Annotated in this window: 10 protein-coding genes and 1 tRNA gene; 4 read left to right on the plus strand and 7 right to left on the minus strand. The window is 46.5% G+C overall.

Annotated features, from left to right (window positions below):
• Positions 1-17: 17 nt before the first annotated feature.
• The 3 genes from ICN40_RS08510 to queG are packed head-to-tail and all read right to left on the minus strand — an operon-like array spanning position 18 to position 2,284.
• A complete protein-coding gene (locus ICN40_RS08510) occupies positions 18-359 on the minus strand; it encodes an AzlD domain-containing protein (protein ID WP_255561295.1) in 342 nt (113 codons plus the stop codon).
• 17 nt (positions 360-376) lie between these two features.
• Positions 377-1,162: an AzlC family ABC transporter permease gene (locus ICN40_RS08515; RefSeq protein WP_216243403.1), complete on the minus strand. Its 786-nt coding sequence runs from the start codon at positions 1,160-1,162 to the stop codon at positions 377-379.
• Between the two features lie 27 nt (positions 1,163-1,189).
• The gene (queG, locus tag ICN40_RS08520; protein WP_216243404.1) at positions 1,190-2,284 is read right to left on the minus strand and encodes a tRNA epoxyqueuosine(34) reductase QueG; all 1,095 of its coding nucleotides are present in this window, start codon (positions 2,282-2,284) and stop codon (positions 1,190-1,192) included.
• A gap of 43 nt (positions 2,285-2,327) precedes the next feature.
• On the opposite strand from queG, the gene tsaE reads away from it, so the two are divergent.
• From tsaE to ICN40_RS08535, 3 genes are all read left to right on the plus strand, one after another.
• A complete protein-coding gene (tsaE, locus tag ICN40_RS08525) occupies positions 2,328-2,867 on the plus strand; it encodes a tRNA (adenosine(37)-N6)-threonylcarbamoyltransferase complex ATPase subunit type 1 TsaE (protein ID WP_072583979.1) in 540 nt (179 codons plus the stop codon).
• Between the two features lie 14 nt (positions 2,868-2,881).
• Positions 2,882-4,228, plus strand: a complete 1,347-nt coding sequence (locus ICN40_RS08530; protein ID WP_216121252.1) for an N-acetylmuramoyl-L-alanine amidase — start codon at positions 2,882-2,884, stop codon at positions 4,226-4,228.
• An 86-nt stretch (positions 4,229-4,314) separates the two neighbouring features.
• Positions 4,315-4,390 (plus strand) — tRNA-Lys (locus ICN40_RS08535).
• Between the two features lie 62 nt (positions 4,391-4,452).
• Here ICN40_RS08535 and ICN40_RS11850 read toward each other — a convergent pair.
• On the minus strand, positions 4,453-5,265 hold the full coding sequence (locus ICN40_RS11850) for a hypothetical protein (RefSeq protein ID WP_216243405.1): 813 nt from the start codon (positions 5,263-5,265) through the stop codon (positions 4,453-4,455).
• Positions 5,266-5,392: 127 nt separating this feature from the next.
• Here ICN40_RS11850 and ICN40_RS08545 point away from each other — a divergent pair, with 127 nt between their 5' ends.
• Positions 5,393-6,214 carry a peptidylprolyl isomerase gene (locus ICN40_RS08545; RefSeq protein ID WP_216243406.1) on the plus strand — a complete coding sequence of 274 codons (822 nt, stop codon included), beginning with the start codon at positions 5,393-5,395 and terminating at the stop codon, positions 6,212-6,214.
• Positions 6,215-6,227: 13 nt separating this feature from the next.
• Here ICN40_RS08545 and ICN40_RS08550 read toward each other — a convergent pair whose 3' ends face one another.
• The 3 genes from ICN40_RS08550 to ICN40_RS08560 form a co-directional block, all read right to left on the minus strand.
• Positions 6,228-6,641 (minus strand): hypothetical protein, encoded by a 414-nt coding sequence (locus ICN40_RS08550; RefSeq protein ID WP_216243407.1) that lies wholly within the window; start codon positions 6,639-6,641, stop codon positions 6,228-6,230.
• Between the two features lie 182 nt (positions 6,642-6,823).
• Positions 6,824-7,120, minus strand: a complete 297-nt coding sequence (locus ICN40_RS08555) for a RodZ family helix-turn-helix domain-containing protein (RefSeq protein WP_216243409.1) — start codon at positions 7,118-7,120, stop codon at positions 6,824-6,826.
• A 31-nt stretch (positions 7,121-7,151) separates the two neighbouring features.
• Positions 7,152-24,734 (minus strand): S-layer family protein, encoded by a 17,583-nt coding sequence (locus tag ICN40_RS08560; RefSeq protein ID WP_216243412.1) that lies wholly within the window; start codon positions 24,732-24,734, stop codon positions 7,152-7,154.
• Positions 24,735-24,758: the final 24 nt, after the last annotated feature.

Genomic DNA, 24,758 nt, shown 5'->3' on the forward strand with positions numbered 1-24,758 from the left:
GGGCGGCGTATTTTTATTTAACGCATGACGCCGTAACCTACCATCAGTAAAGTTCCCGTCAGTAAGGCAGGAACCAAGCGCTTGGTGGGTTTAGAGATCATCACGCCGATAGCCAAAGCACAAATCAGCACTCGTATCCACAAAGGTACGGTTGCCATCAGGCCGAGCGGCATCACAATCAAACGAATAGTTAAAGAAGCAACCATCGCATAGGTCACAGCAGCCAGCCAGCGGAAGATCTCGCTATCTTGGTTGATGCTTTGCGATAGCAATACACCGATCGCACGACAGAAGTAAGTGCCCAGACAGGCGCCCACTAAAGCAATCCACAAACCCCATCCAGAGAGGGCGTTAGTCATGGTGTTGATTGTGTCCATCATCCAAGCACCCCAGATTTTTTGCGCAAGAACTTACGATCAATAAAGTAGGCGATGGTTCCGGAGACTACTCCTGCGGTTAATAGACTGGTATCACGATCGACTATGAAGAAGATGGGGCCAAAGATACAGCCTAAGCAAATCGCAATACGATTAATCCAAGGCTTTACTTCAGTAAATGTCAGCAAGAAAAACAAAGGGTTAATCAATACCAATCCTAAGGTGACTGGTTTAGGCACCATACCCGCCAAGTAAAAACCCAGAATGGTTCCCGGAATAGAAATCAACCAGCACAGTAAGCCCAGACCAACAAAATAGCTGAGGCGATGCTTCACCTCAATTGCATGAAACTCGCGCATCGAGATAGCCCATGCAGTCATTGCCAACAGATGCACTGAGGCATAAAGACTGCGATTGCGATCTTTTTGGTGGAACTGAGGAAAGAGTGTCACCGTCATCGTAATGAAGCGCGTGGATGTCAGCGTGACAGCCAAAGCGATAGCCACAACAGATGAGCCGGTAGTAGCCATCTCGAGCAAGACCACCTGCCCCGGTAATGCAAACATAAAGAAGGAAGTAAAGGTCGTAAACCAAACATCAAAGCCGTTGGTTTTACCCATTGCTCCGAAGCCCACCATGCCAGCAAAGAGCACCATTGCTGGAGCGCCCGCTGCATCCCGGATACCAGACCAAAACGCATCGCGTGGATTTTTAAAGCGCTCTGCCGCAGACTCTTCTAGCGCGATTTCGCTAGGATCAATATAGGGCTGGTCTGCGGATGACATGACTTAATTGTAAACTTTGTAGGACTTCTAGGTCTTCAGGGCCCATTCAATATGCTCAGCCACTAGAGCATCGACTTGGCCAAGTGCCTCACTTAAAGCTGCGCGTATTGCTAACTTATCGCTATCTGCTACAGCAGGGCTTGCTAGCGCATTGCCCATTGCTACGGCTAAATTGCGACGCCAGCGGCTATAGCCAATTCTGCGAATAGCGCTGCCTTCATGTCGCCGCTCAAATTCCGCTTCAGTCCAGGACCACAGGTGCAAAAGTGATGCCTGCCCCAAGCCATGGCGTCTGGCAAAGTCTGGTAACTCAGTGCGTTTAGCAAATTTATTCCATGGGCAAATCAGTTGGCAATCATCACAGCCATACACACGATTACCCATCGCACTTCTAAATTCAACTGGTATGGCTTCAGGATTTTCAATAGTGAGATAAGAGATACATCTACGTGCGTCTAATTGATACGGCGCAGTAATGGCTTGAGTAGGGCAAATATCAATACAAGAGGTACAGGTACCGCAATGCTCTTCAATCTCTTGATCCAATGGAAGTGGTACATCCACCAAGATCTCACCCAAAAAGAATGTCGAGCCAGATTCTCGATTGAGCAAGAGCGTGTGTTTACCGCGCCAACCTAAGCCTGCCTTGCGCGCCAGCTCTACTTCCATCAATGGTGCCGAATCCGTAAATACGCGATAACCCAACTTCCCAATCCGCTCTTCAATGAGTTGGGCAAATTCTTGCAAACGATTACGGAGTACCTTGTGATAATCACGCCCTCTGGCGTACATCGAGACCACTGCTTGAGTAGGATCTTCTAATCTTTGCCACTCGATATCGAAATCGGTTTCGGGAGGGAGATAGTTCATGGATACACAAATGACGCGCACTGTACCAGGTACCAATAGCTTAGGATTGGAGCGTAATTCGGCATGGCGTTGCATGTATTCCATATGGCCGTGACGACCCTCAGCCAGCCATTCCTGCAAACGTTCTGTTGCAGGTCCTAAATGGGTGTCGGTAATGTGTAAGCCATCAAATCCCAAGGATGCAGCCTGCTCCCCAAGCCAATCACGCAGATTGGACTCATCTAAAGGTTGAGGGCTAGTAGATAAAGGCATATGGAATACAGAATGTAGCGCAATAATTGAATAAACTAGGGGAATGGCTCAAACACAGGCAACCACGGCAATTCCGCTCACTGCAATAGATCTCTATTGTAGGCAGGAAGCCGATACCGCCTCTCTTGCTAAGCAACTGGCAGCCAGTTTTGAGCACTTTCTGACTAAGCAGCCAGGTTCACACTTAAATATCTCCCTAGAGGGTGATCTTGGTGCCGGCAAAACGACCTTTGCTAGATACCTCATTCAAGCACTGGGTCATGAGGGCAAAGTAAAAAGCCCTACCTATACATTGTGTGAACCCTATCCACTCGCTTTAAAAGATCAAGCAATCACTGTTCACCACTTTGATTTGTATCGCATGCGTGATCCCCTGGAATGGCAAGAAGCGGGATTTGCAGAGCATTTTGATGTTCCAGGTATTTGCTTAATTGAGTGGCCAGAAAAAGCAGAAGGCACTTTGCCAAATTTTGATATTCAGATTCAGCTGTCTGCTGGTGCAGATGAGAATGAGCGCAGTATTAAGCTCAATGCTTTAAGCCAATCTGGAGTAAGCGCATTACAAGGGATCCAACCGAAGTGATGCGCAAATAATAAATGAGTACCAAAAAAATCAATCTCTCTAGAAGGCAGCACCTTAAGACTTCCGCAAAGCTCTTGAGCTTTGCCCTTCTGCTTACCGAGATAGACATTGCTTGGGGTGCCAAGATCTTAGGTGTGCGTGTCTGGCCTTCCGAAGACTACACCCGCGTTACCTTGGAGTCCGATACACCATTGCCTATTACTCAGCAGATTCTGACAAATCCAGATCGCTTGGTGGTTGACGTGCAAGGATTGGAGCTCAATCCCACTCTGAAAGATCTGGTAGCCAAAGTAAAGCCAAATGATCCGTATATCTCGCAAGTTCGGGTTGGTCAGTTTCAGCCTGGAGTTGTGCGTTTGGTATTTGACTTAAAAGAACCCATCAAGCCACAGCTCTTTACGCTTGATCCCATTGGTGAGTACAACTACCGCATGGTGTTTGATCTCTACCCCACTACGCCACCAGACCCATTAATGGCTTTAGTGAGAAGTAGCGCCAAGAAAGAAAGCGCCCTGGAAAAATCCAATGAAGAAGTGGATCTGATTGCGCAGTTCGCTACCAAGAAAGAGAAAGAGCTCGCCAAAACTCCAGCCGCCCCCGTTGCACAAGCCATTCCAGACCCCAAGGAATTACCAGCGCCTGCTAAGTACAAACGTTTGATCACGATTGCAATTGATCCTGGTCACGGTGGTGAAGATCCTGGCGCCATCGGTGCAGCCGGCTCACGAGAAAAGAATGTAGTGCTTGCAATTGCTAAGAGACTCAAAGACAAGATTGAAGGCGAAGCCTATATGCGCCCTTTCTTAACAAGGGATGGCGATTACTTTGTGCCGCTGCATGTCCGAGTTCAAAAAGCACGACGTGTTGAAGCCGATTTATTTGTATCAATCCATGCGGATGCCTTTATTGAAAGAAACGCCAAGGGAGCATCCGTATTTGCACTATCCCAAATGGGAGCTAGTAGTACTGCTGCCAGATGGATGGCGAACAAAGAAAATGCTTCTGACCTTATTGGCGGCATCAATATCAAAACACAAGATCGTCAAGTTGCTAACCTACTCCTGGATATGTCGACTACGGCCCAGATCAAAGACTCACTACAAGTGGGCAACTCGATTCTGAAGCAAATTGGAGGATTTGCACCCCTACATAAGGGGAAGGTGGAGCAAGCCAGTTTTGCGGTATTGAAGGCTCCAGATATTCCCTCAATCCTGGTTGAGACGGCTTTTATTAGCAATCCGCAGGAAGAAGCGCGCCTGAACGATGATGGCTACCAAGACCGAATTGCAGAGGCCATTTTGAAGGGAATTAAGGACTATTTTTCCAAAAATCCACCAGTGGCCAGACGGATCAACTCCTAGGAACTTGTAAGTACAAGGGCTGAGGGGCAGACCCCGCAAACCCAGGGAAGGCCTACAAACTTCTTGCTATAATTTATGGCTTAACTGGGTCGGTAGCTCAGTCGGTAGAGCAGCGGACTTTTAATCCGTTGGTCGCGAGTTCGAATCTCGCCCGACCCACCAGTATCTATAAGCCCCACAGGTTAACGCCTGCGGGGCTTTCTCTTTGATAGTTCAACAAAAGATCAACCATTCTGTAATTCGATTGGTTTATCTAGCTCTATTAATTGATTAATTGGATTAAGCCTTAGGACATCTTGAAGATGATCAGGCGCTAAATGAGCGTATTTCATTGTCATCGCCAAGCTTGAATGTCCCAGTACTCTTTGCAAGGTCAGAATGCTGCCGCCCTGTTGCATGAAGTAACTTGCAAAGGTAGCATTCAAGTAATCCATCCCTTTGCAAGGAGCATTCATGAGCTCCTGATAATAGGCATCCGCAGCCTCTTTTGACAACATCTCTCGTAAGTACGATTTGATATTTGCAAGAAGGATGGGGTTAATTTGAGCTTGGTTAAGACACTGTCTCAACCCATCCATAGGTTTGGGCTGATGAAACCCCAATGCGGATTCAGCTTCTGAGCTAGCCTCCATCGAGACCGTACGAGACACTCCCCCGATAAACACAAATCCACATGCAGAATCACAATAACTATGAATATGGGTCGTTAGCTTATGAGCCCTTATCATTTGACCAATTACCATGGCTGTATTGACGTCGCCACCATGAGATTGCAATAGCACCACTCTTTGGTGGCAATTCTTTGCCGATAGCTCAGCTACATTTTCTCGGACTAACTTTTCTAATTGCGGGTTTATTTCACCAGTAATGGATAAAAAGCAATTGTCTTGATCGGTAAACAATGCCAATTGCCCATCATGGTAGATATGGGTATGGTCACTTAAATCAAATGGGCTTGGCGCGCAAGAACATAGACAGCTTACTAGCGCTGCCGATAAAAATCGTTTGATCGACCTCAGAATCAATGGCTTATTCATGGCCCTTCCTCATTACCCGATTCACTCTCATTCTTAGCTTAATGGTTCAAGTCTAATTTGATCAGTATAGGCGTGTAACTCATACACTGCAGGGCTATTTAGGTAACCGTCCATTTATAATCTGGTGATGAAAAAACATCTTTTTTACTTGTTAGCTACAGCCACTTTAAGCTACCCATTCATCGCGATTGCCGCCCCTGAGTCAAGCACAGCGAACATTAATTTCTTTGCTACGGTAAACAACACCCTGCTTACAAAAGGCTTATTAGAGCTCAATGTCAAAGCCGCTGTGGCGCAAGGTCAAAAGAACACACCCGAGCTCCAAAAAGCCTTAAAAGATGAGCTCATTAATCGCGAGCTACTAGCCCAACAGGCCGAGCGCATGGACTTGGAAAAAAATATTGATTTAGATGATCAATACACGCAGCTACGCCAAACGCTTTTAATTCAGGCTTTAGTGGAAGATCACTTTAAGCAATCCCCTATTACGGATAAGCAGCTACGTGAGGAATATGACCGCCAACGCAAGCTGACTGGGGATGCCACCACTGGTTTTCAGTATCGCGTGAGTGAAATTGTTGTTACTAACGAATCGGATGCCATCGACCTCATTAACCGCATCAATAAAGGTGAACTGTTTGGAAAATTAGCCCAGCAATACTCTATCGCTGATGGCGCTAAGAGTAATGGCGGCCAATTGGGCTGGCTTTTCCCTGGGCAGCTTAGCCCAGAACTACAACAGCTCGTTGGTAAGTTAAACAAAGGCGCCACATATGGAGCCCCCATTCAGGTGCAAGGTGGCTGGGCCATTATTAAATTAGACGATAAGCGGAACTACAAATTACCGGGCTTTGAAGAATCTAAACCCCAGTTACGCCAAGCCTTTGTTCAGCAGTATCTGATTGAGGCCGTTAAAGACCTGCGGCCACGCGCTAAGATTACGCAGTAAGCCAGCTAAGACATCAAATCATGATGTCTTGTAGGCGCCTTGCTCCAGGCACTGCTGGTGGAGTGGGCGGCGGAATGACCAATTTGGGTGGCTCAATCCGAATAACTGGCGGCGCCACCAATACCGGCGGTTGGGTTTGCTTACTTTTACCCGCATCTTGTAATACTTTTCTGACTGCATCAAAGGCGCCGTTCAAACTAAAACGAGATACCCCAAAAGATCCATTTTGCAAAGGTACAGCAAAACTCACCAACCCACCCTTTTTGAGCTCATCGAAAACAGTATTAAAGGGTTCCAGTATCTGAAAGAGGACTCCATTAATCTGGGTACATTGAATACTCAAGGAGGCTGCATTACCGATACCACTCATCAAAATTGGAGAGCGTGCACCTGGCTGACACAGCAAGGTATCGTGCAAATAAAACATGCACTGGTCTGCTTGGCAATAGAGTCCAAAGGATGTTCCCTCATTGCTAGTAGATGCCTCAATTGAGTTTGGGGTGGGTTGTACAACCCAGTCACCCAGAGTCAGCCTCTCGGCAGCCAACAGGCTGCAACTAAAGAGACATAGAACTGATAGTAGGTACAAGCGCTTTAAGCAAAAGCCTATTACTTCTTTCTTAAGAACTCCGGGATATAAATATCATCCTCTGCAAGGTTGGCAACTAAATTGCTAGGCTCGATATCCACTTTCAATACTTTAGCGTAGGTTTTAATGGCTTTGTAAAGGTTTAATTGTGAGCGGGAAAATGGCAGACTATCCCCTCTTTCAATTGCCGTTAACTGCACCACTGAAAGATTGCATTGGCCAGCCAGGATGGCCAGATTATGCCCCTGGGATTCACGAGCTTCCCGCAACTGTTTTCCTAGACTTTTGATATTTTTTGGAGAGTCGATACTTGTCATAGCGCTATTGATAACCAAGATGCTGTGATGGTTACTTCGTAACCATCATGATCTTCTCGCTAAGAACCTTATTACCGCGCATCAAGGTAATCTTGACTGATAACGGTAAGGTTACTTCGCCTAATTTAGGTACGGCAAAGGTCTTAGTCCCGGCATCAAATTTGATGCCCGATGGCAATGCTGAACCATCTGGCAATGCGACAACTAACATACAGCCTTTAGGCAACAGCAATAACTTGTAACCGCCAAATGGGGATGGTGAACCTGATGCCGATACGTTCTCTCCAGAGAGGTTAATCAACTCTTGAACGATTTGATCTGGCACTGGGAACTTAAAGGCACCTGATTTAGGCACTTCAATAGCCTGCATGTACTCAGGCATATTGTCTTTATCGCGTACATAAATCACATCACCCTTGTAGATCAAGTTTTTTGGACGCTCTTGTACAAACTCCTGTGCAACTTGCTGCTGCACAATTGCCATGTTATTAATTGCTTGCGGTGGAGCTGTAATATCTGCAACCAATGGGAATGTCACACCAGCAATGTAATAGTTAGGGTTACCTAAAATTAAGGCATCTAAGATCGCTTTAACCAAAATTCTATCGGCCGGATTTGAGCTAGCAAACAATCCAGCGAGTACAGAGCCAGACAGACTAGAAACATCAGACCCCAATAGACCCGCAATGACAGGGTTGCCAGCGATGGTAGCCGCCGTAGTGCCATCAAATACCTTATTCTGAGCAAGTAGACCGCTAATCGTCACGGGCGCCTTAGTAATATTGGCTGTCGTTGTTACCGGCGCGGTTCCCAATACATAGTTTGCTGCCGCAGCACCAGACAAGTTCACACCGTTAAATGTCACTGTCGTACCATTATTAGCGTTAGGGCTAGCAAATGATGCACTTGTGAAGTTAGCCGTCACAACATCACCTGGGAATAAACTAGTCATCGCCAAGCTACCGGTTGCATCAGTAGTTGTGTTGTAGACCCTATTATTTGCAGAAGCACTAATTGCCGGGCCACCAACACCAGATCCCAATACATATGGAGTAATCGTCAAATTGGCGTTGATAAAGCTTGTTTGATAGTTTCTAGCATCTGTGCCAGTCGTAGCCAATGCGGAGAAGTATTTGCCGACATTTTTACCGGCTGTTGTATCCGTAACCGTTACCAAATCTCCCACAACAATACCTGGCGCGGAAGTGGCGTTAGCCAATACCCTAACAGTGCCGTTGTATACATAAGTGGCAGGCGTTGCAGTAATCGTGATTGCACGTGGGGTTACCGTTAAATCGCCAGTAACCACTGGGGCTATATTAGTAATGTTATTTCCGGTAATAGCAAAGTTAGCAGCCGATAGGCCATAGTTGCCAACGCTCACATTATTAGAGCCACTCATGACTGGGTTAGTAGGCGCAAAGTTAAAGCTCAGGCTGGCCCCCGCCCCATCAGAGTAGGTATAGGTTGTAATGCCATTTACCGTGCTGCTGGCTGTGAGGTAAAGATTATTAATCACAGCGCCACTAGAAGTTGCATAAGCTACCGTTGGGTTGGCAAAAGTTGCTGCAGTTGTATAAGGCGTCACTGCCCCACTACTCTGAATCAGCAGCTGACCAGCAGGAACAATAGTGTATGTGCCTGGCGTATACGTTACTTGGTAGTTACCAATTGCTGCTCCAGTTGCATTAGATGCGGTAATGGCATATTGACCAGCCGGTTGGATATTCGATGCAGCCGTTGCCAGGGTTACGGTAGAAATCGTGTCGCTACCTAGTAAGCCAATGGATGCATAAGTTAATGCGCCAATAGGTTGAGTTACGAATGAGGCTTGATTAATAGCGGTAATGGTTAACGGCGCTGGAGTGATATTGGCTGTTAATGCAGTAGTTGGGCCAGTTACATAGTAATTACCCGCTGCCGAACCAGATAAAGTCACGCCCGCCATCGTTGTATAGCTCTGGCCGTTAATCACGCTTATCGCCGTAGTTGGAGCAACAATCAATCCATTGCCAACACTTGCCTGACTAAAGCTACCCGTGTATGGACCAGATGAGCTAACAGATAAATTCGCTGCATCAGAGCCAAGGACACCAGTCAGTGTTTGTGTACCAATTGCTGCAATTGTTGCTGCAGTTGTGGTGTCGTACACCTTACTCTGAGCAACCAAGCCAGAGCTGATCGTCAATGGAGCGGGTGTGATATTTGCCGCTAATGGCGCTGTCAAACCGGTAATCACATAGTTGCCATTACTTAATGTCATGCCACTTAAATCAGCGGCAACGGAAATACCATTGGCTACATTTGGTGAGGCAAAAGTGCCTACTGCAGTACCAGTAGCTGTAGATGAGTCAGACCCTAACAAACCAGTCACAATCGGCGTGCCTGAAATGACATCAGCGGTGGTAGATGTGTACACCTTATTATTTGCAACCAAACCACTGATCGTAACTGGCGCAGGCGTAATGTTGGCTGTTGCAGTCACCGCACCACTACCAATAGAGTAATTGCTAGCAGATGCACCGGACAAGGTCACACCACTAAATGTCACGGTTTGTGGGCTGGCTGGCAAATTGACGTTGGCACTAGCAAAGGCAGCACTGCTGTAGTTAACAGCAACAGAATCTCCCGCGAATAATCCAGTCATCGCTAAATTACCCGTTGCTGCAGTAGTTGTGTCATAAACCTTGTTATTGGCAGCAGTTGTCAAATGCGGGCCGGTAGTTGAGCCAGGCGTAATAACGTAAGGCGTAATGGTGATGTTCTTATTGACTAAGGTGAAGGTGTAATTAGAGGCATCTGCACCACTCACAGCCAAATTCGAACCGTACACGCCGACGTTTTTACCGCTAGCTGCACCAGACACGGTTACCAAGTCATTTGTCAAAATTACTGGTGACGCTACTGCGGGACCTTGGGTCTGAACTTGACCGTTGTATGTCAGAGCAGCCGTAGTTGGAGCAGTGATAGTGACAGCTAATGGCGTTACGGTGAGGTTACCGCTAGCGATCGCAGAACCAGAGGTCAACCCAGAGCTTGCAGAAACTAGATTGCTTGCAGCATAGGCATAGCTACCCACAACAATATTTCCAGAGGTGCTGGTTGTTGTGCCGACTGGGATCAGATTAAAGCTTACTAACGCGCTAGTCGCATCCCGGTATACATAACTTGTGACATTGCCAGCTGTAGTTGCACTAACAAATGTTAATGGACTGATATTAGAGCCGCCAGTGCTATAGGAGGCAACTGGTTGTGCTGGGGTAATAATGTTGCCTGATGTGCTTGTGCCATATGGTGTAGTGGCACCAGCAGTTGTGATCATCAAGGCACCAGGGGCAACTATCGTATAGGTTGCAGGAACATAGGTAATCGCATAGTTTCCGATACCACTACCAGTAGCGGCGCTAATGGCTATTGGATAGTTGCCAGCCGAGGCATTGGCACCCGTTGTAGATGCAGTAGTCGTAATCGTTGCGCCTGTTACCGTATCGTTACCTAAGAGTCCTACAGCAGGAGCTTGGGTTAGGGTCGCCAGAGACTGACTATAGAAGGAAGACTGATTGACTGCGGTCACTGTTAGTGGCGCTGGAGTGATATTGGCTGGTGCAGTAATTGCAGTTGAACCGATCGAATAATTAGCAGCGCTTGCGCCAGACAGGGTTGGCGTGTTGAATGTCACGGCAATTCCGTTAGCCACATTCACACTAGCAAAAGTGGCAGTCGCATAGCTAACCGCTACTGAATCGCCCGGGAATAAATTGACCATCGACAAAACGCCGTTAGCGGTATTAGTAGAGGTATAAACCTTGCTGTCTGCTAGCGCTGTGATATTTGGACCTGTACCACCAGCACCAAAATTAATAATATATGGCGTGATGTTGGCCGTAATTGGGCTAGTAGTACCGGTCACATAGTAATTAGAAGCCGCACTGCCGGTGAGTGATACGCCACTCATCGCGTTATAGGTACCGCCAGCAATCACTGTTGGAGTGGTATTGGGTGTCACGGTAATGCCGTTAGCTACATTTTTGCTAGCAAAGGTAGCGTCATACGGACCAGATGAGCTTACAGCCACATTAACCACATCAGCAGTCAATACGCCAGCTAGCGTTTGAGAAGCCGAGCTAATGGTAGCTACAGTAGTGCCGTCGTAAGCCTTGTTATTGGCAGTTAAGCCAGCATTAATAGTCAAAGGTGCCGGTGTAATGTTGGCCACTAATGTCTGAGGCCCTACTCCAGCCACGTAGTAGTTATTTGCTGCCGAGCCCGTCAGGGTTACACCAGTCATGGTGGTTAAACCATTCACAACGGAGGTTGCTGGTGTTACCGTTAAACCAGAGCCTACATTGGACTGACTAAACGTTGCGCCCGTGTATGGGCCAGTAGTTCTTACTGACACTACGTCTGTACCCAGCACTCCAGCTAAAGATTGTGCACCTGTTACCGCAATCGTAGCGGCATTGGTTGTGTCGTAGACCTTGTTATTGGCAGTCAAGCCAGCGCTAATCATTAATGGCGCAGGAGTGATATTAGCTGTTGCAGAAGGCACGCTTGCAACTGAATAGTTAGCAGCCGAAGGACCAGATAAAGTTACGCCGCCAAAAGTTACCGTGAGACTGTTAGCCACGTTAGGTGTAGCAAAGTTAGCGTTTGCATAGGCAACAGATACGGAATCACCGGCAAATAAGTTTGTCATCGCCAATGCGCCAGAGGCTACCGTTGTGGTGTCATAGACCTTATTGTTTGCGGTAGCTGCAATACTTGGGCCGCCACTTCCACTTGAGCCAATGATGAATGGCGTGATGGTCAGGTTCTTATTAACGTAGGTAAAGGCATAGTTACCAGCATCTGCACCAGCAGTCGACAAATTCGAGCCGTAGATGCCTACATTTGTACCAGAAGCAATGCCACTAATATTGACTTCGTCATTAGTTAAGATCGCCGGTGAAGTCGTTGCTGCTGATTGATTCTGGGTGCTGCCGTTATACATGCTTGTTGTCGGTGTAGCAGTAATCGTTACAGCCAATGGCGTTACTGTGAAATTACCCGATGGAACCGCTGAAGTTAAGCCGGTAGCAACTGCAGATAGATTCGAAGCTGCGTAGGCATAGCTACCAACATTAATATTGTTAGATGTGCTAATAGTTGTATTGGATGGACTTAGGTTAAAAGTCACCGTGTTTAGTGCGGCATCACGGAATACATAGCTCGTTACATCACCAGTAGTTGATGAACTGACATAAGTTAATGAGCTGATATTAGCGCCGCCAGTGGTATAGGTAGCCGTTGGCAATGCAGGCGCAAGGATGTTGCCAGAGGTACCTGTTCCGTAAGGAGTAGTCACACCGCTAGTAGCAATCACCAAACCACCAGGACCTACGATTGTGTATGTTGCTGGTACATAGTTAATGCTGTAGTTTGATAAACCGGAACCAGTAGCAGCGCTAATCGAAATAGGATATGTACCAACAGCAGCATTTGCACCTGTAGCGGTTGCAGTAGTGGTAATCGTTGCGCCTGTTACCGTATCGCTACCTAAGAGCCCTACTGCTGGGGCCTGGGTTAATGTTACCAAGCCCTGGCTATAGAAAGAAGACTTATCCACTGCGGTTATGGTCAGCAATGCAGGTGTGATATTCGCTGCCGCGGTTACTGGTGTAGAGCCAATGCTGTAGTTAGCTGCAGATGCACCCGATAAAGTGACGCCATTAAAGGTAACGGTAGCGCCAGTAGCTACGTTTGGATTTACAAATGCTGCGCTGGTATAGCTTACTGATACTGAATCCGTACCAAACAGGTTCACCATACTTAAGCTACCACTGGCCGCAGTAGTGGAGGTGTAAACCTTGTTATTTGCTACAGCAGCAATGTTTGGGCCCGTGCCGCCAGCACCAAAATTGATAACGTAAGGCGTGATATTGGCAGCAATTGGTGCACTTAAGCCAGCAACATAGTAGTTACCTTGTGCGCCACCTGCACCTGTGAGCGTTACACCAGTCATCGCGTTATAAGTACCACCAGCGATAGTAGTTGGTGTAGTACTCGCGCTTACTGCTAAGCCTGTACCGACATTTGATTGGCTAAATGTACCTGTGTACGAACCAGATGAACTTACAGAAACTACATCACTACCCAATACTCCAGCCAATACTTGAGAAGCGGAGCTAATCGTAGCTGCAGTAGTGCCGTCATAAGCCTTATTGTTAGCAGTTAAGCCAGAACTAATCGTTAACGGTGCAGGCGTAATGTTCGCAGTTAAGGTTTGTGGCCCTACTCCAGCAACGTAGTAGTTACTTGCTGCTGTGCCACCCAAGGTAACACCAGCCATCGTTGTGTAGCTAGCACCATTAATCACTGTTGAAGTAGCTGCAGGAGTAACTGTTAAATCCGAACCCACATTAAATTGACTAAAGGTAGCACCAGTGTATGGGCCAGTCGATGAAACACTAACTGCATCAGTACCCAGAACACCAGCTAGCGTTTGATTACCAGTTACTCCAATGGTTGCCGCATTGGTAGTGTCATATACCTTATTGTTAGCAGTCAAGCCAGCACTAATGGTTAATGGCGCTGGTGTAATAGTCAAAGTGCCGTTTGTGATAGCGCCAACGGTGTAATCACTTGACGTACTTAGAACGAGGTTGCTGGTATAGGTGCCAACATTAGTGCCAGTCGCTGTGCCAGAGGCTGCAGTTGCAGTATCAGCGCCCTTGAGACCTGTTACTACAAAACCAGTCGTTTGTGAAGCAGCGTTGTACATCACGGCTGCAGTATTGACCGCTGCCGTAATCACGATTGGCGTAATTTGCAAGCTACCTTGTACATAGGTCACTGCGTAGTCAGCCGGATTGGACGCGGTAGCTACCAATACATCAGGAATAATGCCTTGGGCAACGTGGGTAGCAGTTGCGTATCCAGAAACTGTTGCTGTGTCAGATCCCTTGAGGCCGCTGACAGATGCGCCAGTATTGGTTTGTAATGCGCCGTTATAGGCGTACTGATTATTGCTGCCAGTAACCAACAATGCCGCTGGATTAATAGTCAATGCGCCATTGTTATAGGTAATGCTGTAGTTGCTAGCAGCAGCGCCAGTCGCAACTAACGCATCTGCTGTCGTACCAGCATGAGTACCAGTTGCATAACCAGCAATAGTTAAGGTATCACTACCCTGCAATCCTGCAATTGTTGCAGCAGCATTAGTCTGTGATGCACCGCTATAGGTACGGGTTGTCAACGCACCATTCACTACCAATGGTGCAGTATTGACGGTCAGCGTGCCAGGAACAACAGTGACTGCGTAGTTTGAGAATCCACTACCTACTGAACCATTGATTGCATATGGTGTTGAGCTTGCATTAATTGCGCCAACTGCTGGACCGGTATACACAACACCACCTAGACCAGCAATGGTTTGACTATTCATCAAAGCGCCACCGGTTACTGTAACTCCATTGCTACCAATCGTGCCACCTGTGAGAGTTCCTGCTGTAATCTGCGCCGCAGTAACTGCATTGGCGTTATAGGTTTTAGATACATCAGCAACTGTGAGCGTCAATGGCGCTGGTGTAATGGTTAAGGTATTTGCGACGGTCAATACACTAGTGAAATTTCCGGCTGCGTTTGTAGTGCCGCTATTGGTATTGGTGGTTGCTAATGAGTAAGACCCAACATTTGATGCTGTAGTCGCACCACTAATAGAAGGGGTAATGGTGATATATCCACCAACACCGTCCGTGTAGGTAATAGCGTTCCCTGACTGAGAAGATACTGTGAGCGTATGTAAAACCGACCCACCGGAAGAGCCATACTGAACCGAAGAAATAGTTGGTGCAGCAGCAACACCGTAAGAAGTCGTTGCCGCATTCATGCTAACCAGCAATTGACCAGCCCCAGCAATGGTAAATATTCCAGGGGTATAAGTAACGTTGTAGTTTTGCAGCGTAGTTGGGCCAGATACAGTAATAGCATAAGGACCAGCAGATTCTCCGGCAGCACGAGAAACGCTGTAATTACTATATGGTGATACAAATACGCTTGAAGTGGTATCGGCGCCTTGCAATCCAGAGACTGTGGCTGATAATGGATTTGGATCTACTTGGGTGACTACTTTGCCATTATTGTCAGCACTAATCACCAAAGATGCCTTGTTAATCGTCAACGTTGGGGTATTCGAAGTAACGGAATAGTTAGCAGCATCTATACCGCTAGTAGCGTAGCTAGTGCTGTATGTTCCAGCATTTGTGCCAGTGCCACCAGTCGTTGATACAAGTACGTTATCGCCTGCAATCACTCCAGCAACCGCTGGTGAGGCTAAAGATTGTGCTGCGCCGCTATAGGTCGTTGTTAAGTCACTACCGGTGATCGTTAATGATGCCGGCGTGATATTGGCGGTAGTCGTCGTGTTAGCACCACCAGATAATTGGTAGTTCGCTGATGAACTGCCACCAAGTACTACCCCACTAATATTGACAGTTTTAGCTGTTCCAACATTCTTATCTACGAAGGTGCCGGATAAGTTAGAGGTGTTTACTGAAACGGTATCACCAGCAAATACACCGCTATAGGTAATCGTTCCAACGTTCAAGGTGGCTGCAGTTGTTGCGTTATAGACCTTGTTATTGGCGGTAATGCCGCTGATCGTAATGGTTGCTGGAGTAATAGCAATCGATCCATTGGTTACACCGATTGTGTAGTCACTTGGATTACTCAGACTAACAGTCAAAGCGTCAGCATAAATGCCCACATTTTTACCGGCACCATAAGATCCACCAATAGTAACTGTATCACTGGCTTTTAATCCAGTAATAGTTGCTACAGTATTCGTTTGCGTATTCGCGTTATAGACCTGAGTGGAATTAGCACCCACAACAGAGAGCGCTACCGGAGTAATGGTCATTGAGCCAGGCGCGTAGGTGAAGGCGTAGTTTCCAGCTGCACTACCCGATACCGAGAATACGTCTGGCACTGTACCCTGTGATACGTGGGTCGCAGCAGCGCTTCCGGCAATAGTGACATTGGCGGTATCACCACTCAAAATACCGGTGGTTGTATAGGTGTTAGTTTGTAGAAGCCCGGTATATGGATTAACCGTAGTTGCACCAGTAACAGTGGCAGCCAATTTTGAAATCACCAATGAACCATTTGTCTTGGTAATGGTGTAGTTAGAGAGCTGAGTAGCGCCAGCTGCTGCAACGGATAAGAGATCGTTATAGGTGCCAGCATTAGTGCCTGAAGATTTGCCGGTAACGGTGACGCCATTACCTACTTGAGTATCAATACCAACCAAACCAACTACCACTGGATTAGCGTTATTTTGCAAGCTACCGCTATAAGCAACATTGGTTGTGGCACCGGTAATAGTCAATGGCGCCGGAATAATCGTGAGTGAGCCTTGTGCTGAAACACTAATGCTGTAGTTTGATAAAGAACCGCTACTTAAGCCAGTGATAATGCCGCTGGTAATGTTATTTGCGTAGGTGCCCACATTGGTTGCACTTGCCAGGCCAGTTGTACCAAAAACCGGTGTTTGACCATTTTGCAATCCAGTTACGGTAAATCCAGTAGAAGGATTAAATGTCTGAATTGCACCGTTGTACGTCACAGTCTGACCAGATGCTGAAACGTTCACCGGTGAAATCACTACATTAGCCGGGGTAACAGTCAGATTTCCTGGGTTGTAAGTAATGGCGTAGTTAGTTATTCCAAACCCGCCAGTACCTGTTGCACTGCTTGCAACGATTCCACCTGTATAAGTTTGCGCGTTAGTAGTACCAGGAACAGTTGCTGAGCTGTTGTACTGCAAGGTCACCCCAGCAATTGTGTCGCCATTAGGCAAGCTAGACAGACTGCTGGTGTAAGCCGTTGTTCCCAATGCTAGCTCTGTGCCATATACAGTGCTTTGAGCATTGGCAGTAAGGGATACGGCCAATCTATTAACTACCAAGTTGGCAGGGGTGTATGTGATGGTGTAGTTAGACGCATTAAATCCACCAGTACCAGTTGCTGCGCTTGGAACAATTGCGCCGCTATAAGTAGCAGCCGTAGTAGTTCCGGGGACTGTTGTAGCGCTAGTACCACCACTAACATAGTTCACAGCAACACTAGTTAGAGTATCGCTAGCCCCTAAACCGGAACCGCCAACGGTATACCCCGTTGTAATAGCTTGTGAAACGGTAGCGGGCGTTCCATAGGTTGTTGTAATCGGTGTTGCGGCAATCGTAATGGGACGAGGTGTTACTGTCATCAAGGCGGTAACGTAATTAAGGGTATACGGTACGACCCCAGTAATAGCTGCACCTGATGGTGTAATGACATAGTTACTACCTACGGAAGCAGATGAGATTCCACCTAGGCTAGTTAAAGTTAAACCCGTTAAGGTATCGCCAGTGGGTAAGCCACTAATTGTGTAACCGACACCGTTAATAAACGTCGCTACTCCGCTACCACTGTAAGTAAGGCCGCTAGCTGTTAATGAATTCCCATACACCTTTGTATCGGCCAAAGCGGTAATAGTTATAACCGCATTACTTGTAATGGTGAGCGTACCAGGGTTGTAGGTAATGGTGTAGTTTGATAACCCTACTCCATTTGCACCACTTATTGTTCCAGTATAGGTTCCATTGGCAGTACCAGTCTGCGTATTAGTGGTTAGCGAAGTCACTGCGTCTGCACCAACCAAACCACTCACACTGTATGCGGGGGTAACAGTTTGTGTGGAACCCGTTCCTTGCAAATTGGTATTTGCTTGCGTAATACTCAAGGCTGCTTTAGCAACATTGAATGTCCCGCTTACATAGACAATAGTGTAATTTGACAAACCAGAACCCAAAGCCGCACTAACAGCATCGGTATAGCAGTTGACGGTACTACAGGCCTGAGCAATTGCCGTATTACTGAGAACAGTGCTACCAGTTTGAATAACGTGCGTTACGCTACTGACTGTATTTCCAGTTGCAGCACCTGTAACTGGAGATGCAACCGTACCTAAATTAAAGTTTGTCACCAACCCTGCAACTGTATATCCAGCATTCGCTACATTTTCATATGTGCTTACGCCGTTATAGGTTGACGATAATTGAGTACCAGTGATGGTTAATACCTTGGGGGTGATGCTATATGTATTGCCAGCACCGGTTGTCGTGACTATTTGACCCAAAGAGGACAGGATACTCGTTGTTCCATCCAAATTCGTTGCCGTTTGCACTAAATTACTATTTCCCCCAATAGCACCGGCAAAAATTAATGACGCTTGCGCTTGAGCTGCAGAGATAGCGGTTGCGCCAAAATTTGCCGACCCAGTTACGGTTACGGTTGCATTAGCAGGATTTTGCAACCAGTCATTCGCTAATACGCTGTTATAAGCCGTTCCATATGGCTGTGTGTAACTTGCTTTTAAGGTAACAGCAATACCCTGTGCTACCGAACGATAGTTAACACTATTTACTGTTGCCGCATTTGGTGCGCCCATTGTGCCGCCAATATTGCTATAAGAAACATTTGAAGCAGTAGAGGCATTGGCAGTGGTTACACCAGCTGCAGTTTCAATTGTTCCGCCAGTAGGAGATGTTGGCTGCGCCATAGATAATGAAATGACGCCACCGCCAGTATTAACTAATGTACCAACAGCGGTGATAGTTCCACCTGTCGTTGTTCCTGCAGCAATACCTTGGCCACCCGTAATGCTAATACCACCAGTACCACTATCAGTAATGGTTATAGCGGTCGTGCTAGAGGTAAAGTTTCCTGTTGAATTAAAGTTAATGCCACCAGGGCCAGTATTGGTTACTGCGCCAGCATTGGTGATGGCCCCGTACAAACCAGACGATGTACCTAATATTGAAGATCCGGTCACATTAATACCGCTAACAGCGTTTAATGTACCGCCTTGATATACGGAATTGTTTGAAGCAGAACTAGCAGTGATGGCGAGGCTACCAGCAGATTTAATTGCAGTAGATGTATTGTAAAAAGCTACACCCTGGGTTGCATTTGAAATCGATGTGGTCGTACTTGCATTAATGGTAACGTTTCCAGTTGTAGTGGTGATAAAGTCAGTACCAGTCAACAGAATTGGAGTTGGATTTGTACCATTACTAATACCAGATAAGCTTATGTTGCCTACCGCATTCATTCCCTTGTAAGTCACCCCGCCATATGTATAGGTCGCTGGAGATAAAGTGTAAATACCATAATATGCAGCAGTTGCGGCGCTGCCAGCAACACCCAAGGCTGCATTAGCAATGACCGTTCCTGATGAATTGCTTACAGCAGCTGGGCTAGCGATAGCACCTTGAATAGTAAAATTGCCACCTGTGCTATTAACAAAGCCAGCTAACTTCAAGCCATCGTTTGAGTTTCCGGTGCTTGCTGTACCTGCGCTACCACTAAGAGTTAAATCACCACCCGTCTTGAAGAAGCTTCCAGTTACAACGTTGATCCCATAACCAACCACATTGAGTGTTGTGTTAGCACTATAACCAGCGAAACTAGAATTTCCGGTGGAAATAAATAAATTGCCGCCAGATACTGAAATGCCGGCAGACGCAGAGTTTGCTTGTAGTGCAGAACCGCTTACAGTGATATTGCCGGTCGCATTAATTCCTGCCGTTGCTAAAGTTCCAGTATAAAAATTGACAGCAGCAGCACCCGTGGTGGAATTGGTAACGCCAATATAGTTAACGTTACCAGCCAATGTCAAAGATTCGCCAGCACCACTCGAAAGAATGCCCGCCGTTGAATTACTTACTCCGGTGATATTGATATTACCAGTTGTCGCCTGTGCGATTCCGGCCAATACTACGCCGCCATTTAAGGCCACATTTCCAGTTCCACCAGAAGCACCGTTGATAGTAATGGCATTCGTACCAGAATATGCTCCAGAGGTTAGATTACCGGTTACGCTAATACCATTTGCCGCTGTGCTTGTGTATGTTGCGGCATTTGTTGCCGTAATAAATCCGGAGGTTGGAGTACTACCAGCGCCCGCAGTACCGCCATAAGTGTTGTCTAAAAGGATGTACCCCGGCATTGAAATAGCACCAACAGTAATGGTTGCGCCAGCAGCTTTCTCGATGTAATTAATTGCGGTATTTGAGGCGCTAGCAGTACCAGTTAGCGTTAGCGCACCAGACGCAATAGAAGATGCGCTCGTACCTGAAGTTGTGTCATATGTAATGCTCGAAGCTATGCCAGTAGTATTGGCTGCAACAGTGACAGCACCAGTTTGACTAATAGCAGCATTTGATTGAAATAGTATTGCGCCGCCATTAGCGTTATCTGTAATAGTTCCTGTTGAGGTGATGCCAGTGGCCCCTTTATTGGCAGCGTTGTGATTGCCGATAACCCTAATTGCGCTTGTTGCTGTTGAGGCGCTACTTACAGTAAACGTGCTTGCACCTAAAGCAACTCCTGCAACAGTTGCGCTGTCATTAAGACCATTGAGGTAAATATAATTTCCAGCAGAGAGGTTCCCTGTAGCAGTAACGCCTGCCAGCGTTGTCATGTTAGTCGCCGTTGAAGCTGGTGTAAGGGCCCCACTATTGGTGTTATCAACAGTGATGTAACCAGACACTGCTGTGGCACCAATAGTTAAGTTTGATCCGTTAGATTCTTCAACGTAGTTAACAGGTTGTGTCCCGGTAGTATTGTATGTAAAGGTGCCAGTTGTAATTTGGCTATTTAGATTGCCTGTTCTGGTGTCGTAAGTAAGGGTTTGTGCATGATTGGTTGTATTTGCAGTTGCAAAATTAACTGCAGCAGTTGCAGTGATGTCACCATTCGTAATAAACGAAACATTACCGCCGTTGGAATTATTGGTAATTGGTCCCGTTATTACACTAATGCCACCTGTTAATCCTGCAGTACCTACTGTAGAAGTAATATTAAAAGCATCGCCAGGATCAGTGTATGTTCCAGCTGTAATAGTGACGCCACCCTTTACCTGAACACCTAAACCCGCCGCAGTACTATCTGTTGCAGTAATTAAAACCTGAGGAGCGGTAATTAATCCCAAAACGCTCACTGCATATATACCGGCTGCATCATTTGCAGCGCTGTTAATGGCTACCGTACCATTGGTTGAGGTAAGCGTGCCAGCTGATTCAACTCGAATTGTTGCAACGTTATTAGTAGCTCCAGATGCATTTGCAGATAACGTAATGCCGTTGTAAGCGCTAACGGGTCCTTGCAACCAAATTGACCCGTTAATGGAGATGGTGTCATTCGCTGTAAAACTGACACTACCCCTATAAGAGCTAGTACTACCCGCAGGGGAAATATCGTTATTGGTTCCCAGAGAATTTGATGTGATGGTAATGTTGCCGTATGCGTTTAATGCAGATCCCAAGGGGCTTACATATCCGTATCCAGCAGAGGCAACAGTTCCAGCGACGATGTCCATATTAATAGTACTTCCACCATTAATCGTAGTGTTAGCCGTTAGGTTGACCGAACCTTGTGCGCCTGTATACCCAGTGGCAAGGTAAATGGCGCCACCAGTTGTCGTTGTGCCAATAACCGCGCCATCGGTTGTGGTACTAACTAAGCCTGTAGCAGAACTAGTTGAGTTGAACTCAATACCACCCGCTTTAATTGAACCACGAGTAATCGCACCAGTCGTGGCATCAATAGTGCCACCGGTTGTATCAAGAGACAGGAAGCCACCTCTTGTAGCTATCCCACCATACAGAATAATATTCCAACCAGTTGAGTTGGTTGTATAGAAGGACTGCATTGAAATGTTGATTTTGCCATTCGTTGAGCTGATTGCTGGTGCAACGCTTACGGTGATTTGACCATTGCTATATAGATTTAAATTCAGGGTTCCTGGGCCAGTCGAAGTAATGCCACCCTGAAATAATATATTCGTTCCTGTCCCTACCGCACCAGATGTGGTATCAAAAGTCAGAGTTGAAGTTTTGCCCGACACAATATTAAAAGTTAAAGCCGAACCAGCTGCCTGCGTAATCGTGCCAGTAGCCGCAATCTTTACGCTGGTGCCCGCATTAATCGAAGTTTGAATATCGGCAATGCTTACATTTGAGGTAGCTAAACCTGCGATGTAATTTGGCAGGGTTCCACCAGTCGTTGTACCAGCTGCAATTGTGACGTTGTTTGGGTCTAACAGCCACTCACTGGCCGTCACTTTATTATTGTCGGTGCCGAGCAAGTCACCGGAAGTCTCAACCTGATTGGCAATCAGAGTGGAGTTGCTAACTGTTACCAATGTAGCTAAGGCTCCCTGCCCATAACTTGGACGTCCAATAGCAATCGTGCCATTTAGTGCTGTGATGCTGGAGTTGTTAATCTGAATTTGGTCACCGAATACGACGATGTTGCCGTTTGGTGCGTTGATGCCAGTTTGGCTATCAATATTGATGTTGCTGCTGGTGATGCTATTTGTGCTGGTTGCTGCTGCTACTGTTGCTACTGAATCTTGTACAAAGGTAATGAGTGCTGGAGGGGCAGTTGCTGGTGGTGCAAGGATTGTGCCGTTACCCAGGTTATTAATCTGACCTAAGTTAATCATGCCGCCGACATTTAAACCTTCGGAACTCATTAGCGAACCAATCAAGTTGGTTTGGTTTGCACCAGCAATCATGATATTGCCACCATTAGCTTGTTTACCCAATGCATCAACAATACCGTTGTTATTAATATTGCCACCGGTAGAAGCAATTGTGACTACCCCACCATTTACGCCATTAGCAGATAAATAACTGTTAGCGCTGATATTAATATCGCCAGTAGATAGGATATTAATAGTGCCACCGTTGCTTGAATATGTATTGGCATCGGCGGTTAATCCATTTTGACCATTACGACGATTTGCACCAGTAATCGTGTTGGCAGAATTTAAGTTATTTGAATTTGTATTATTACTGTTATTGCTGCTATTGCTGCTATTGCTACCGTTGGAATTAATATTACCCAGAATATTAATGATGGCACCGGCTAAATAAATATTGGAATTGGATCCACCGTTGGTGTTGATGGATCCGTTCACATTGATTGCCTGAGCCACTGCATAGACTGATCCAGCGGTGATATTGCTATTGATATCAATCTGCCCGCCAGTAGCAATCAAGTTTAATGAGGTAGCTGTATTGCTTGAATAGATGTCAGCACCTGCCATGATCCGAATCAATGCGGACTGGCTATTGGTGCATGAACCAAATACGCAAGCGCTACTATTGCTACCCGTAGCATCTAAGATCACACTGGTTGTATTTAGGGCATTGCTAATAGCCGATGCTGCCGCACTATCAATGATCAGGGCCATTGGATCAACCGTCCACATGCCTGTTCTACCCTTGGGAGCGGAGGTATCTACTACTGCACTCGATGCAATAGCGACATTACCTTTGGAGCTAGTCTCAATAAGGCCACCGTTACCGCTTTGCGCCCCACCCTTTGCAAAGAGATTTCCAGCAATGGCAGTCTTGATTTGCGACCAAATATTGATAGCTCCACCATTACCGTTTTGAGTAGCTGATGCATCGACAATCGCGTTCGTTTGTACAGAAACGGTGTTTGCTACAGCGTTATTTTGTACAGCGTTTTGAATGGTTTGGTTGTTGGCATTGTTCACGCCAACATTAATGGTACCGCCAGCAGTTGCGCCAGTTGCAGTGGTTTTTGACCCACTTGACACAGTAATGTTATTGCCCTTAAGGCTAATATTTCCACCGGCTGCCTGTGCAGAATTGGCTTCAATCACACCACTTTGCTCGATGGTGTCAGCAGTTAATGAGATTTTTCCACCGGAAGTATTAATATCCGATGCAGAAATCGTGCCAGTATTTTTAATGAGTGAACCCATTAAATTCTGAGCAGCATTGGCACCGATAATCACTTGGCCGCTACCCGCATTAATGAGTAATTTATTCGAAATTAATGCATTGACTACTGAAGCATCAACGGAAACACTCACAAATTGACTGCCAGAGAATTTCAAAGTAACTTTTTGACCGGCAACTAATGCAATGGCATTATTACCACTCATGGTTGCCGTAATAACACCAGTATTAATCACTTGCGGCGCCATAAGTGCAATATAACTATTAATATTATTACCAGTAATATGGCCTTTATTAATAATCTTGCCAGTAGTACCACCCTCATAAACTTGAGTATCTTTACCGGACATAAATTCTGTAGCGGAGATATTCATGGTGGTTGCCACCATGCCGCCCACGTTCACCTCAGCACCCTTACCAAACACTACGCCATTGTTGTTTACAAAAACAACCTGACCATTGGCATTGACTGCGCCATTAATCATGGATTTGGAAGCGCCATTAACGTAGTTCAGGGTTGAAGCTTGAGCATTGGGTTGATTAAAGTTCACCGTTGCTTTTGAACCCACATCAAAACTATTCCAATTGATCACCGCACGTTGCGATGATTGATTAATGTTCATTGTGTTGCCAGCGGTCGCAATAGTTGCAGATCCAGCTACAACCTGTCCACCCGTTGGCAAGGCATTAGGCGCAGGCGCTGCGGCCATTCCCTGCTGAGCCAGACCAGCAACGGCTAAAGCCGCTAATAACTTAGCGGCTTTGAACTGCGATGTGCAGTGTTTTCTATGCGAAGGTTGCGTAATTCGGTCTGTCAAAAAATGAGTATTTCACTGAAGCAC

The sequence above is a fragment of the Polynucleobacter sp. Fuers-14 genome (assembly GCF_018882045.1).
Classification (GTDB): Bacteria; Pseudomonadota; Gammaproteobacteria; order Burkholderiales; family Burkholderiaceae; genus Polynucleobacter.